9 protein-coding genes are annotated in these 14068 nt (G+C 69.3%); all 9 read left to right on the top strand.

Annotation, left to right across the window (positions count from 1 at the left end):
- The first annotated feature begins 91 nt into the window (after positions 1 to 91).
- The 9 genes from ACFORO_RS39575 to ACFORO_RS39615 all read left to right on the top strand — a co-directional run bounded on the left by ACFORO_RS39575 (position 92) and on the right by ACFORO_RS39615 (position 14067).
- The gene (locus ACFORO_RS39575) at positions 92 to 1165 is read left to right on the top strand and encodes a glycosyltransferase family 4 protein (RefSeq protein WP_377873173.1); all 1074 of its coding nucleotides are present in this window, start codon (positions 92 to 94) and stop codon (positions 1163 to 1165) included.
- Positions 1166 to 1311: 146 nt separating this feature from the next.
- The gene (locus ACFORO_RS39580) at positions 1312 to 2616 is read left to right on the top strand and encodes an exopolysaccharide biosynthesis protein (RefSeq protein ID WP_377873120.1); all 1305 of its coding nucleotides are present in this window, start codon (positions 1312 to 1314) and stop codon (positions 2614 to 2616) included.
- Positions 2613 to 4205 (top strand): Wzz/FepE/Etk N-terminal domain-containing protein, encoded by a 1593-nt coding sequence (locus tag ACFORO_RS39585; RefSeq protein ID WP_377873121.1) that lies wholly within the window; start codon positions 2613 to 2615, stop codon positions 4203 to 4205. The genes ACFORO_RS39580 and ACFORO_RS39585 overlap by 4 nt, the downstream gene beginning before the upstream one ends.
- A 13-nt stretch (positions 4206 to 4218) precedes the next feature.
- Complete coding sequence (gene asnB / locus ACFORO_RS39590; protein WP_377873122.1) at positions 4219 to 6123, top strand: asparagine synthase (glutamine-hydrolyzing); 1905 nt, start codon at positions 4219 to 4221, stop codon at positions 6121 to 6123.
- Positions 6120 to 8285: a bi-domain-containing oxidoreductase gene (locus ACFORO_RS39595; RefSeq protein ID WP_377873123.1), complete on the top strand. Its 2166-nt coding sequence runs from the start codon at positions 6120 to 6122 to the stop codon at positions 8283 to 8285. The genes asnB and ACFORO_RS39595 overlap by 4 nt, the downstream gene beginning before the upstream one ends.
- Positions 8285 to 10165, top strand: coding sequence for an alginate lyase family protein (locus ACFORO_RS39600; RefSeq protein ID WP_377873124.1), 1881 nt, complete (start codon positions 8285 to 8287; stop codon positions 10163 to 10165). Before ACFORO_RS39595 ends, ACFORO_RS39600 begins: the two co-directional genes overlap by 1 nt.
- Positions 10165 to 11691, top strand: a complete 1527-nt coding sequence (locus tag ACFORO_RS39605) for a right-handed parallel beta-helix repeat-containing protein (RefSeq protein WP_377873125.1) — start codon at positions 10165 to 10167, stop codon at positions 11689 to 11691. The genes ACFORO_RS39600 and ACFORO_RS39605 overlap by 1 nt, the downstream gene beginning before the upstream one ends.
- Positions 11692 to 11701: 10 nt before the next feature.
- Positions 11702 to 12901, top strand: coding sequence for an O-antigen ligase domain-containing protein (locus ACFORO_RS39610; RefSeq protein ID WP_377873174.1), 1200 nt, complete (start codon positions 11702 to 11704; stop codon positions 12899 to 12901).
- Positions 12898 to 14067 carry a glycosyltransferase gene (locus ACFORO_RS39615; protein WP_377873126.1) on the top strand — a complete coding sequence of 390 codons (1170 nt, stop codon included), beginning with the start codon at positions 12898 to 12900 and terminating at the stop codon, positions 14065 to 14067. The genes ACFORO_RS39610 and ACFORO_RS39615 overlap by 4 nt, the downstream gene beginning before the upstream one ends.
- Position 14068 lies beyond the last annotated feature (1 nt).

Below are 14068 nucleotides of genomic sequence, written 5' to 3' on the forward strand. Positions count from 1 at the left end.
GCTGATTCTCGTCGAGAATCTGTCGGTGCCGTTCGACCGGCGCGTGTGGCAGGAATGCCAGACGCTGCGCGACGCCGGGATGACGGTGCACGTGATCTGCCCGCAGGGCACGAAACGGGACACTGAGGCCGAAGTCGTGCTCGACGGCGTGCACATCCACCGGTATCCGCTGCAGGCGGCGACCGGCGGGCCCGCCGGGTACGCGCGTGAGTACGGATCCGCGCTGTGGCACACGTTCCGGCTCGCGCGCAAGATCGGCCGGGTCGACGTCGTACATGCCTGCAACCCGCCGGATCTGCTGTTCCTCGTCGCCCGGATGTTGCGAAGACGCGGCACGAAGTTCATTTTCGATCAGCACGACCTGGTGCCGGAACTGTATTTGTCCCGATTCGACCGCGGGCAGGATTTCCTTTACCGCGGCGTTTGTGCGTTGGAACGTTCCACCTATCGCGCGGCGGACGTCGTGCTGTCCACCAACGAGAGCTACCGGCAGGTCGCGCGGATCCGCGGCGGCAAGGCGCCCGAGGACGTGTTCGTGGTCCGCAGCGCGCCGGTCGTGGAGCGGTTCCACGAGGTGCCGGTGGAGCCGGAACTCAAGCGCGGCAAGCCGAATCTGCTCTGCTACCTCGGCGTGATGGGCCCGCAGGACGGCGTGGACTACGCCCTGCGCGCGCTCGCGTCGCTGCGCGACGAGGTGGGCCGCGACGACTGGCACGCGGTGTTCGTCGGCGCGGGCGACACGTTCGACGAGATGGTCGCGTTGTCGCATCAGCTCGGATTGTCCGGACAGGTGGAATTCACCGGCCGGGTGTCCGACGAGGATCTCCTGCGGTATTTGTCCGCGGCCGACGTGTGCCTTTCGCCGGATCCGCGCAACCCGCTCAACGACGTGTCGACGATGAACAAGGTCATGGAGTACATGGCCATGGGCAAACCGATGGTGTCGTTCGAGTTGCGCGAGGCGCGGGTGTCGGCGGGCGAGGCGGCGCTTTACGCCCCGGCCAACGACATCGCGGAGTTCGCGAAGCTCGTCTCCGTGCTCTTGGACGACCCCGAGCAGCGGGAACGGATGGGACAACTCGGCAAGCAGCGCGTGCGCGGACCGCTCGCCTGGGGCAATTCCCAGGCGGCGTTGATCAAGGCGTACGAGCGTGCGCTGGGTTGAGCCGGGTCGCGTTTCGAACAAGGTTCGGCCGGATGGTGTAACCAACCGGCGCGGTGCCGCGACGGGGTCAATGACCCGTGCGTCGGCCCGTGAGGGGAGACCTGGTTTTGAGTGACGAAACAGTACGCCTTTCTGTAGTGGGGAAGGTGGTGCGCCGGCGATGGCGAGCGTTGCTTCTGCTCGCGGTCATCGGCGCGGGTGTCGGGGCCGGGGCTTCCGTGGTGCTTTCGCCGGGGTACGAGGCACAGGCCAGCGTGTTGCTGCAGGGACCGAGGCAGCCGGACGAACTGCTGACCGAGGCGCAGGTGGCGACGAGTTCGGTGGTGCTCGACCGGGCGTCCGCGGCGCTGGGGCTCGGGATTCGCGGGACGGATCTGCAGAAATCGGTCGCCGCGTCGGTCGCGCAGGGCAATGTCGTGACGATTACCGCGAAAGGCTCCAGCCCGGAGCGCTCGCAGCAGCTGGCAGACCAGGTCGCGGGCGAGTTCGTGAAGTATTCGACGCAATTGCTCGGAAATTCCGCGGACCAGGCCGCGCAACTCGCGCAACAGCAGAAGGAATCGCTGCGCCAGCAGATCGTGCAGACCAACCAGCGGATCCTCGATCTGTCGAAGTCGGTGGCGAACGGCGACACCGTCGAGGGCGTGCAGGCGCGCACGACGCTGCAGGGGTTGCGGACCGCGCTGGAGCAGGCGGTCAACAATCTCAACGCGGCTGACGCGGCGACCGGCGCGGGCAACATGGTCGTGCTCGGCCCGTCCGAACGGCCGTCCTCGCCGTCCGCGCCGACGTTCCCGCAGCTGACGGTCGGTGGTGCGGTGTTGTTCTTCGTACTCGGGATCCTGGCCTATCTGTTCGGGGCGAGGACCGACCGGAAACCGCGCGGCGAAGGCGAAATCGGTTCGGCACTGGGTGCCCCGGTGCTGGCGAGCATCGACACGCCGGCGGCTTCGGACGCGCCGGCGAAGTGGTGGCGGAAGGCCGTCGGGAACGAGCGGCCGTGGAATCTGCCCGAGGTGTCCGCGTCGGCCGACGATGCGGCTCGGGAGGTGCGGTATCGCCGCGTGCTCGCGCGGCTGGGTGCGGATCGCGACGGAGTGTTGCGGCTGCTGATTCTTGTTCCGCGCGGGGACGCCTCGGCGCGGAACGTCGCGGAGCAGTTCGTCGGCACGGCTCGCGGCGACCGCATCCGTGTCGAGGTGACGGTGACCGAAGTCGAGGTGGTACCCGGGGCGCAGCCGATCGTGCCGGACGGAACGGCAGGTGTGCTCGTGGTGCTCTCGCTCGGCTCGCGCAACGCGTGGGAATTGGTTTCGATCGCGGAGGCCTGCGCGGACTCGGGGCACGAAATTCTCGGTGCCGTGCTGGCACGGGAAGTGCACGTCGCGGGCGGACCGAAGCAGAAGCCGGTCGCCAAGCCGCGGACCGATGAACTGGCTGGTGCGCGATGAGCGCCGGGCAGGCCCAGCCGCTGGTGGATCTCCAGCGGCTGGTGGTCGCGCTGCGGCGCAAGCGGCGGTTCTGGCTGACGACCGCGCTGGCCGGGTTGGTCCTCGGCTGCGCGGTGGCGATCTTTCTTCCCGCGCCGCCCACCGCGGTCACGAAGATCATGGTGATCCACCCGGACGATTCACCGACCGACAGCGGCACGCTCATGCGCACCGACGTCGCCGTGCTTTCGACGGCGAACATGGCGGCAGCCGCGCTGAAACGGATCAACAACTCCGAATCGCCGTCGGATTTCCTGAAGGACTACGCCGGGCTCGGCCTCACCAACAACGTCATGCAGGTGACGGTCAAGGGGAAGACCAAGGACGACGCGGTGGCGAAGGCGAAGGCGCTCGCGGACGCGTTCATCGCCAACCACACGCAGCGCACTCAAGCCGCCGCGACCGGCCGCTCGAAAGCGTTGCTGCAGCAGCGGGATCAGTCGCAGGCGCAGCTGGCGGACATCGACAACCAGGCCGCGGCCGAGGTCGCGAAGGGCCGCAATTCCAACGCGGGCGCGCTGGAACAGCTGTACACGCAGCGCGCGAACCTGGTGTCGAAGATCGCCGATCTGCAGAACCAGGCGCAGCAGGCCGGGATCGGGTCGCCGGAGGTCATCGCCGGGACGCAGATCGTGGACGCGCCGGCGGTCCAGCCGGTGTCGAAGCTGAAGACCTATGGCACGGACGGCGGCGTCGGGCTGGCCTTGGGTCTCGCGCTCGGGCTCGCTTTCGCCGCGGTGTCCGCGTTGGTCCGGGACCGGCCGGTCTTGCGTCGCGAAATTTCTCAGCACCTCGGGGCGTCGGTGATCGCGCAGGTCGGCGTGAAGCCGATCGGTCCGGCGAAGCTGTGGCGGCGTTCTAAGGCGGTCACCGAATCCAGCCGGGTCGCGCTCACGCTGGCGCGGGCTGCGCGGGAGGACCGGGCTTCGCTGTCGCTGCTGGAGATCGGCGCGGCTTCGACCGCGGCGGAGCTAGCGGTGGAACTCGGCCGTTCGCTGGCCGAGGACGGGCCGGTGGTGCTCGTGGACGACCTGCCGGGCAAGGAAGTGTCGCGGCTGCCGGTGGAGGGGAACGTCCAGGTCGTCGAGGCTGGCGACCCGGCGGTGGCGCGCGCGGTGCGTCGGGTCGGGGTCGGCACGGCCGCTCCGGGCACGGCGTGGACCGACCTGTCGGCGCTCGGCGCGGAGGCGGTGCTGGTGGTGCGCGCCGGGTTCGCGAACACGCAGTGGCTGCACACCGTCGCGCGGCAGCTCGCCGATTGTGGTGTGCCGATCCTCGGCGTGGTGCTGGTCGATCCGGATCCGAAGGACCGCACCGACGGCACGCTCTGGGACGGGCTGCACACGGCAATGCGCGGGCGGGCGGCGGTGGTCGCGAAGAAACAGGAAGACGCGGTCGAGCTGGCATTGCGCGAGGAAACCAAGCCGATCGAATGGCCGGGGAAGCGCGACAACGAGCGCAGGCGCCGTCCGCTCGACCGGACTCGTCCGCCGTCGCCAGTGGACCCGGACGCACCGACGAGGCGGCTCAAACCCGTACAGGAAAGCTAGGGGGACGAAGCGCATGTGCGGCATCGCGGGCGCGTACAGCTGGCCGGACGGCGGCCCGCTCACCGACCGGCTCACCCAGTGCCTCGCGCACCGGGGACCGGACGGCGACGGCCGCTACGACCACCGGGACGTCCACTTAGGACACCGTCGGTTGTCCATCGTGGACCTGTCGGAAACCGGCGCGCAGCCGATGACGGCCGAGGGCCTCGCCCTGACCTACAACGGCGAGCTGTACAACGCGCCGGAGCTGCGGGCCGAACTCGAAGCCGCCGGGGTCCGGTTCCGCGGCACCTCCGACACCGAGGTGCTGCTGCGGGCCTGGCGGGAGTGGGGGACGGACTGCCTGCCGCGGCTGCGCGGGATGTTCGCCTTCGCGGTGTACGACGAACGCACCGGTGAGCTGGTGCTGGTGCGAGACCAGTTGGGGATCAAGCCGCTGTTCTTCGTGCGGCGCGGGGGCGGGGTGGTGTTCGCGTCGGAGCTGAAGGCGCTGGCTCGCGAACTCGGCGACACCTTGAACGTGGACCAGGCCGCGATGATCGCGTCGCTGTTGTACTACTGGGTCCCGGACAGTCGGTGCGCTTACCGGGAGGCGGAGAAACTGCCGCCGGGTACTTGGTTGCGGTTCCGGCCGGACGGCAGCACGGACACGGGCGCTTACTGGTCGCTCCGTGAAGTCGCCGAGGAAGGTGCGGCGTATCGCGGCGAGGTCGACCTGCACGCGGTCGTCGAGGATTCCACCCGCAAGCACCTGCTGTCCGACGTCCCGGTGGCGACTTTCCTCTCCGGCGGTCTCGACTCCAGCTACCTCACCGCGCTGGCCGCGCGCGAGCTGCCGGGGATTTCGGCTTACACGATCGGTTTCCGTCCCGAGGACGCGAAATTCGAGGCGATGCCGGACGACCTGCGTTACGCCCGGATCGTCGCCCGGCAGTTCGGCGTGGACCTGCACGAGATCGAGATCGCGCCGGACGTCCAGGACCTGCTGCCGCGGATGACGCACCACCTGGACGAACCGATCGGCGACCCGGCGGCGATCAACTCGTACCTGATCTGCTCGGCCGCGCGCGAGGCCGGGGTGAAGGTGCTGCTGTCGGGCATGGGCGCGGACGAGCTGTTCGCCGGGTACCGCAAGCATTTGGCGAACCTGCTGGCGTTGCGGTACCGGCGGGTGCCGGGCGTGGCGCGCCGGGCGATCGGGGCGGCGGTCGACCGGCTGCCGGTCGCGTCGTCCACACGCGGCTACCGGTCGGTGCGGTTCGCGAAGCGGTTTCTGTCCTTTGCGGACCTTCCGGAGGAAACGGCGTTCCGGCGCAGCTACACCATGTACGACCGGGCCGAGCTGCTCGACCTGGTCTCGCCGGATCTCAAGTCCGAAGTGGACGATGTGCTCACCGAGCACGCCGACATCTACTACGACACGAAGCTGACCGACCAGGTCAACCGGATGTGCCTGGCCGACGCGCGGATGTTCTTGCCCGGCTTGAACCTCACCTACACCGACCGGTCCACCATGGCCGCTTCCACCGAGGTGCGAACGCCCTTTGTGGACATTGAAGTGGTCCGGGCCGCGTTCCGGGTGCCCGGCCGGGAGAAGATCGTCGGACGCCAAGGCAAGGTGGCGTTGAAGAAAGCGGCCACGGCGATCCTGCCCGACGAAATCGTGTACCGGCCGAAGGGCTTGTTCAGCGCGCCGCTGCGGGCGTGGATGAGCCGGGACCTCGCGCCGCTGGTGCGGGAGGTCATCGAGGACGGCGTCCTGGTCGAGTCCGGCTTCCTGCAGCGCGATGCCCTCCGCAAGCTGGTGGCCGAGGACGCCGCCGGGCGCGAGGACCGCGCGAAACATCTTTGGCACGTGCTGACCCTCGAGTACTGGTACCGCGGGGCCCTCCGCGGCGAGCGGCTAGGAGTCCAGTGAAACAGGTAGTGCAGAACTACAAGAGCGGCGAGCTGGCCCTGCTCGACGTCCCGGTGCCGGCGTGCAAACCGGGCGGCGTGCTGGTCCGCAGCCAGTACTCGCTGATCTCGACCGGCACCGAGATGATGAAGGTGTCCGAGGCGGGCATGTCGCTGCTGGGCAAGGCCCGGTCGCGGCCGGACCAGGTCGCGAAGGTCATGCAGAGCGTCGCGACGAACGGGCTCGCCGCGACGTATCGGAAGGTGTCCGGGAAGCTCGATTCCTATACGCCGCTGGGCTATTCGCTGTGCGGCGTGGTCGAGCAGGTCGGCGAGGGCATCGACGACGTCGTGGTCGGCGACCTCGTGGCGTGCGCCGGGAACGAGCACGCGCTGCACAGCGAGCTGAACTGGGTGCCGAAGAACCTGTACGCGAAGGTGCCGACCGGGCTGTCGCCGCGGCAGGCGGCGTTCGCGACCGTCGGCGCGATCGCGATGCAGGGCGTCCGTCGCGGCGAACCGCAGCTCGGCGACCTCACGTTGGTGGTCGGGCTCGGCCTGATTGGCCAGCTGGTCGTGCAACTGCTGGTAGCGAGCGGTGCGCGCGTCGTCGGCGTGGACCCCGACGCGCAGCGCTGCGAACTCGCGCGGGAACTGGGCGCGCTCGCCTGCGGGCACCCGGCGTCCGGCGAGATCGACCAGGCGGTGGCCGAGCTGTCCGGCGGACACGGCGTGGACCAGGTGTATCTCGCCGCGGGCGGGGCGTCGAACGATCCGGTGGAGCTGGCCGCGCGACTCGCGCGCGACCGCGGCCGGGTGGTGGACATCGGCAAGATCTCGCTGAACCTGCCGTGGAACGCTTACTACGAAAAGGAACTCGACGTCCGGTTCTCCCGGTCGTACGGGCCTGGCCGGTACGACCCGTCCTACGAGCTGGAGGGCCGGGACTACCCGATCGGCTACGTGCGGTGGACGGAACGGCGCAACCTCGAATGCTTCCTCGACCTGGCCGCGCGGGGCAAGCTCGACGTGACGCCGCTGATCAGCCACACCGCGGACTTCGCGAAAGCGGTCGAGACCTACCGGGCGCTCAACGAGGGCGAGCTGAAGGCGGTCGCGGTGCTGTTCCGCTACCCCGACGCGCCGCCCGCCGAGGACGAGAGCGTGGTGTCCGCAGTTCCGGCGGCTCCGATCGTCGATAAACGGACGGATCCGTTGCAGTGGCTGCGGATCGGGTTCATCGGCGCGGGCAACTACGCGTCGTCGATGATCCTGCCGCACCTGGCCGGGGACGAGCGCGTGCTGCTCACCGACGTCGTCACCACGTCGGCGCTTTCCGGGGCCAACGCGAAGCGCAAGTTCGGTTTCGTCGCAGCCAGCACCGATGTGGACGCACTGCTGGAGGACGACCAGGTCAGCACGGTCTTCGTGGTGACCCGGCACAGCTCGCACGCCGAGCTGACCCGGCGGGCGCTCCTGGCGGGCAAGGCGGTCTTCGTGGAGAAGCCGCTCGCGTTGTCGGAGAAGGAATTGCGCGGCGTCGTGGACGCGGTGGCGGAATCGGGCAACAACCGGCTGCAGGTCGGGTTCAACCGGCGGTTCGCGCCGCTGCTGGTCGAGGCGAAGAACCAGTTCGGCCCGCGCGTCGGCCCGGCTTCGGTGCGGTACCTGGTCAACGCGGGCCGCCTCGACGCGAACAGCTGGTACAACCAGGCCGATTCCGAGGGCAGCCGGTTCGTCGGCGAGGGCGGGCACTTTATCGACACGGTCAGCTGGTTCCTCGGCAGCGACCCGGTTTCGGTCTACGCCACCGGCACTCCCGGCAACCACGACCTGCAGGTGCTGCTGCGCTACGCCGACGGTTCGACCGCGACGATCAGCTACATCACCAGCGGCAGCACCGCGTTTCCCAAGGAAACGCTTGAGGTGCTCGCCGACGGGAAAGTGCTGAAATTCGACGATTTCGTCCGCGCCTCGGTGTTCGGGCGCAAGCGCTGGACCAGTTCGCGGCTGCCGAAGGCACGCGACAAGGGCCAGCAGGCCGAACTCGACGCGTTCATCACCGCGTTGAAGACCGGCGTCGCGATGCCGATCAGCCTCGACTCACTCGTCTCCACGACCCTGGCGACGCTGGCCGTGCACCGCAGCCTCGAAACCGGCGCGCCGGTGCGGTTGGAGCAGTGATGGACCCGTCCTGGTACCTGCGCCGGCTGTCCGCGATGGGACCGGCGGAGATCGTCGGCCGGGTCGGCGACGTCGTGCGCAAGCAGCGGTGGCGCGGCGAATCCCAGCGGCAGCCGACCTGGTCGCCGACCCGGACGTTCGCGGCCTGGCCCGCCGAGCCGGAGGTGCCCGCGACCGGGCGGGAGAGGCTGGTCGCGGCGGCGGATCGGCTGATGGACGGGCACGCCGAGTACTTCGGCGTTGCACGCGACGACCTCGTCGCGCCGGACTGGGCGTTCGACCCGAAGACCGGCCGTCGCGCGCCGGGGGACTGGTACTCCTTCGAGATCCCGTACCGCGACGAGAACGCGATCGGCGACATCAAGCAGATCTGGGAACCCTCGCGGCATCAACACCTGACCGTGCTGGCCGCGGCGTACCGGGTGACCGGCGACGACCGTTACGCACACCGGGTGGCCGACCACCTGAAGTCGTGGTGGGCGGCCAACCCGCCGATGCGCGGCGTGCACTGGCTGAGCGGGATCGAGCTGGGGATCCGGCTGCTGTCGTGGGTGTGGGTGCGCCGGTTGCTGGACGGCTGGCCCGGCGCGCCCGGGCTGTTCGAGGACAATCCCGAGGCGCTGCGGCAGATCTGGCATCACCAGCGGTGGCTCGCGGCGTTCCCGAGCCGGGGCACGTCGGCCAACAACCACGTGCTCGCGGAGGCGGCCGGACAGCTGGCGGCGTCGTGCGCGTTCGACTGGTTCCCGGAGTCCGCCAGCTGGCGGACGGACGCGATCCGCTCGTTGGACTTTCACCTGCGAGCCAACACCTTCACCTCCGGCCTGAACCGCGAGCTGGCCACGGAGTACCACGGTCTCGTGCTGGAGCTGAGCCTCGCCGCCGCGCTGGAAGCCGGACCGCGGCTGCCGCGCTCGACCTGGCTGGAACTGCGGGCGATGTGCGACGCCCTCGCGGCCATTGTGGACTGTGCCGGACGCCCGCCGCGCCAAGGCGACGCCGACGACGGCTACGGCCTGATCGTGGACGGACCGGAGACGGACCGCTGGCATTCGCTGCTGGCCACCGGCGACGCACTGTTCGGCCGCGCGGAATGGTGGCCGAAGCTGCCCGACGCCGACGTGCGCACCGCGTTGTTCGCAGCGCTGCGCTCCCGAGTGCCGCAACTCGACAACTCCCGCGAGCGTCCGGTCTTCTCCGACGCGGGCATGACCATCCTGCGCAGCGACAACGGCCCGGAGATCTGGTGCCGTTGCGACAGCGGCCCGCACGGCTTCCTCGCCATCGCCGCGCACGCGCACGCCGACGCGTTGTCCCTCGAGGTCCGGCACGACGGCGTCGACATCCTCGCCGACCCGGGAACGTACTGCTACCACGGCGAACCCGAGTGGCGCGCGTACTTCCGCTCCACACTCGGCCACAACACGCTGCAGCTCGGCGGTGTCGACCAATCGACTTCCGGCGGCCCGTTCCTGTGGACGCGGCACGCCAACTCGCGCACCCTCGCCGCGACGCCCGCCCAATGGCAGGCCGAACACGACGGTTACGCCCCGGCGCTGCACCGCCGCACCGTCGAGCTGTCCGGCCGGACGCTGACCGTGGTCGACGAGGTGACCGGCGGCGGTTCCGCCAAACTCGCCTTCCACCTCGGCCCGCTGCTGGCCGTCGAGCTGGACGGAAACACCGCGCAGCTCACCTGGCCCGGTCGTACCGCGACGCTGGAGCTTCCGTCGCAGCTCGCCTGGACCGCGCACCGAGGCGAGACGAATCCGCCGCTGGGCTGGTACTCGCCCGGCTTCGGCCGCCGCGAACCCGCCACGACGCTGCTCGGCTCCGGTCCCGTCACCGGGCCGCTGACCACCGTGCTCCGCCTGCCCTGATGCCGAGAGGATCCACCGTGCGAAGGATTTTGGTGCCGCTGCTGGGAGCGCTGCTCCCGCTCGCGCTGGCTTCGTGCAGTTCGTCCGGAGCCGCGTCCGCTCCGGTCGCCGGATCGACCACGCCGCAGGGCCCGGTCGCCGCGGTCTGCGACCACGCGCCGCCAGGTCCGGCGACCGCGCCCGCCGGGGCCGTCCCGGTGGATCCGGCCGTGGTGGACGACTTGTCGACCAAGACGAAGAACTCCCCGGCGGGCACCACGTTCTGGCTCGCCCCCGGCACGCACCGGCTCAGCGATGACGAGTACGCCCAGGTGCAGCCCAAGGACGGCGACGTCTACCTCGGCGCTCCCGGCGCGGTGTTCGACGGGCACAAGAAGAACCGGTACGCCTTCGCCGGTCCGGCCAAGGACGTCCGGCTCGAATCGTTCACCGTGCGGGGCTTCACCGCGCCGCGCGACGAAGGCGTGGTCAACCACGATTCAGCTCCCGGGTGGGTCATCCAGCACCTGACCGTGCAGGACAACGACGGGGCCGGGCTGATGGCCGGGCCGAAGCAGCAGATCCTCGACAGCTGCCTGCGGCGCAACGGCCAGTACGGCCTGAACGCCTACTCCGGCAACGCCGTGGTGACCGGGCTCGTGCTGCGGGGCACCGAGATCACCGGCAACAACACCGGGAACTGGGAGTCCAAGGTCCCGGAGTGCGGCTGCACCGGCGGCATGAAGTTCTGGGCGGTGGACGGCGCGGACGTCGTCGGCAACTGGGTGCACGACAACCGCGGCACCGGGCTGTGGGCCGACACGAACAACAACGACTTCCTGATCGAGGGCAACCTGATCGAGAACAACGACAGCGCTGCGATCATTTACGAAACCAGCTACAACGCGATCATCCGCGACAACACGTTCCGCCGCAACAACCTGCTCGACGGCCGCGCGCACGCCGACCGCGGCGACCCGTTCCCAGCTGCGACGATCTACATTTCCGAGTCCGGCGGCGAACCGCGGCTGAAGGCCCGCACGAGCAATCTCGAGATCTCCGGAAACGTGCTGCAGGACAACTGGAACGGCATTATCCTGTGGGAGAACGCCGACCGGTTCTGCAACAGCCCGGCGAACACCTCCAGCGGCTCGTGCACGAAACTCGTGCCGAACGTCGCGACCTGTTCCGCACCGGCGATCGCGAAGAAACCGCTGTACAGCGACTGCCGGTGGAAGACCCAGCGGGTCGTGGTGCAGCACAACCAGTTCACCCTCAACTCGAAGGCGCTCGGCTGCGAGGAAGTGTGCGCCCGGACCGGGGTGTTCGCGAATTTCGGCAGCTACCCGAATTGGTCGCCGTACCAGGGCGCGGTGATCCAGCAGTCGATCACGTTCCAGCAGGACAATTCCTGGCACGACAACGCGTACGCCGGACCGTGGACGTTCGTCGCCAGGGAAATGAGCAACATCGTCGGCATCGGCGAATGGCAGAGCGCGCCGTATCACCAGGACGCGAATTCGAGCTACAAGCCGAACGGGGGCTGACGTGGCCGAACTGACCGTCGCGCTGCCCGCCGAAACGAAATCGGTCCCGAAAGCGGTGAGCGCGGCCTGGGCGTTGCTCATCCTCAACACCCTCGGCTCGACCGGCGCGCAGACGGTGATCCCGTTGCCGCGCACGGTGATCCAGCTGGTGACCATGGGCGCGCTGATGACCGCGTTCCTGCTCGCGCTGATGCTGAACCTGCGGATCAGGATCCGGCCGAGCGCGTACCTGCTGCTCCTGACCTTCCTGCTGCTCACGAGCATCGTGGCCAGCGTGCACCTGGAATCCGGCTACGGCTCGCTGTTCCGGTGCTTCCGGTTCACGGTGTTCGTCGCGACGCTCTGGCTGCTCAGCGGCTGGTGGGACGGGTCGTTCGCGTTCGTGCGGGCGCACATCCGGATGTTCGGCGCGGTACTGCTGTCGGTCGTGCTCGGCCTGGCGATCGCGCCGGGCAAGGCGATGCCGGACATCTACGGCGGCCGGCTTTCCGGCGCGGTGTGGCCGCTGACGCCGCCGCAGGTCGGGCAGTACGCGGCGGTCATCGCCGGGCTCGCGGTGCTGATGTGGCTCGGCAAGAAGACGGACGCCAAGAGCGCGTTGCTCGTCGTCGTGCCGTCGCTCGGGCTGCTGCTGCTCACGCACACCCGCACCGCGACCCTCGGGCTCGTCGCCGGGCTGATCGTCGCGCTGGTGTCGCTGGGGCTGGTCAGCGCGCGGGCGCGGAAGGTGTTCGCCTGGATCGTGCTCGTGGCCGGCTTCGCCGCGGTGGTGCTGGGCGGCCTGCTGCAGGCCTGGTTCCTGCGGGGCCAGAGCACCGACGATTTCTCCAGCCTGACCGGCCGCGCGAAGGTGTGGGACGCGCTGCTTTCCGCGCCGCGAACCGGGTTCGAGTACATCTTCGGCGTCGGCCTCACCGACAAGTCCTACGACGGCCTGCCGATCGACAACAGCTGGCTCGCGATCTACCACGAGGAGGGCTTCGTCGGGATCGGGATCGTCGCCGCGATGCTGCTGGTGCTGGTCGCGATCGCGGTGCTGCGGCCGCCGTCGGTGGCTCGGGCGTCAGCGATTTTCCTGATCGCTTACGTGATTTCCGCGTCCTACACCGAAGCCGGGCTCGGCGACGCGTCGCCGTATCTGCTGCATCTGGCGGTGGCCGCGTCGTTGCTGGCCGCGGGCGAGGCTCCAGCGAGGGAGAGGCTGGCGTGAAGGTTCTGGTGGTGCACAACCGCTATCGGTCGGAGCAGCCGAGCGGCGAGAACAACGTGGTCGACGCCGAGGTCGCGCTGCTGTCCTCGGCCGGGATCGACGTGCGGCGGTTCGAGCGGCACAGCGACGACATCGCCTCGATGCCGTTGGCGCGCAAGGCGTTGGTGCCGTTGCAAGTGCCGTGGAACCGCGCGTCGCGGGCGGAGCTGCGGGCGCGGCTGGAAGTCGAGCGGCCGGACGTCGTGCACGTCCACAACACGTTTCCGCTGCTGTCCCCGTCGGTGCTGGCCGCGTGCGCCGACGCGCGCGTGCCGGTGGTCGCGACGCTGCACAACTACGGCCTCGTCTGCCCTCCCGGCACGCTCTACCGCGACGGCCGGATCTGTACTGACTGCGTCGGTGGCCTGCCAGTCCCCGCCGTCCGGCACGCCTGTTACCGCGACTCAGCTGCGGCAACCGTGCCGATGGCGGTGAACCTGCTGGTTAACCGTGATCGCTGGCGAACCGGCGTGACGCGGTTCTTCTGCATCTCCGACGCTCAGCGCCGCCTTCTCGTGAACGCGGGGATGCCTGCCGCGCGGATGACGGTGAAGCACAACTTCGTCCCCGATCAGGGACGGCGGCGCATCGGCGAAGGCGAGCATCTTCTGTTCCTGGGACGGCTCACTGAGGAGAAAGGCATCCCGCTGCTCAAGGCGGCCTGGGAGCAGTACTCCGGCAAGCTGCCGTTGCTGATCGCCGGGACCGGGCCGCTGTCCGACGACGTCGCGGCTTGGGCTGCCGATCGGGACAACGTGTCGTACGTCGGGCTCCAGGACCGGGCTTCGTGCCAGGAACTGATCGCCCGCGCGGCGGCGGTTGTGGTGCCTTCGACGTGGCTTGAGGCGTTCGGCCTCGTGGTGGTGGAGGCGATGGCCGCCGGGGTGCCGACGGTGGCGCCCGCGCACGGAGCGTTCGAGGAGTTGATCACCGACGGCGGCACCGGCCTGCTGCACACTCCTGGCGACGCGGCGGCGCTGGCCTCGTCTTTGCGCGAGGTGGCCGACGTGGAGCTGAACCGGAAGATGGGCGAGGCGGCACGGCAGCGGTACGACGCGGACTTCACCCCGGAAGTCGGGCTGAAACGGCTGCTCGAAGGCTACGAGGAAGCGATTTCAGCGGTATGAA

Source organism: Amycolatopsis halotolerans, assembly GCF_042647905.1.
In the GTDB taxonomy this organism is placed as follows: domain Bacteria; phylum Actinomycetota; class Actinomycetes; order Mycobacteriales; family Pseudonocardiaceae; genus Amycolatopsis; species Amycolatopsis halotolerans.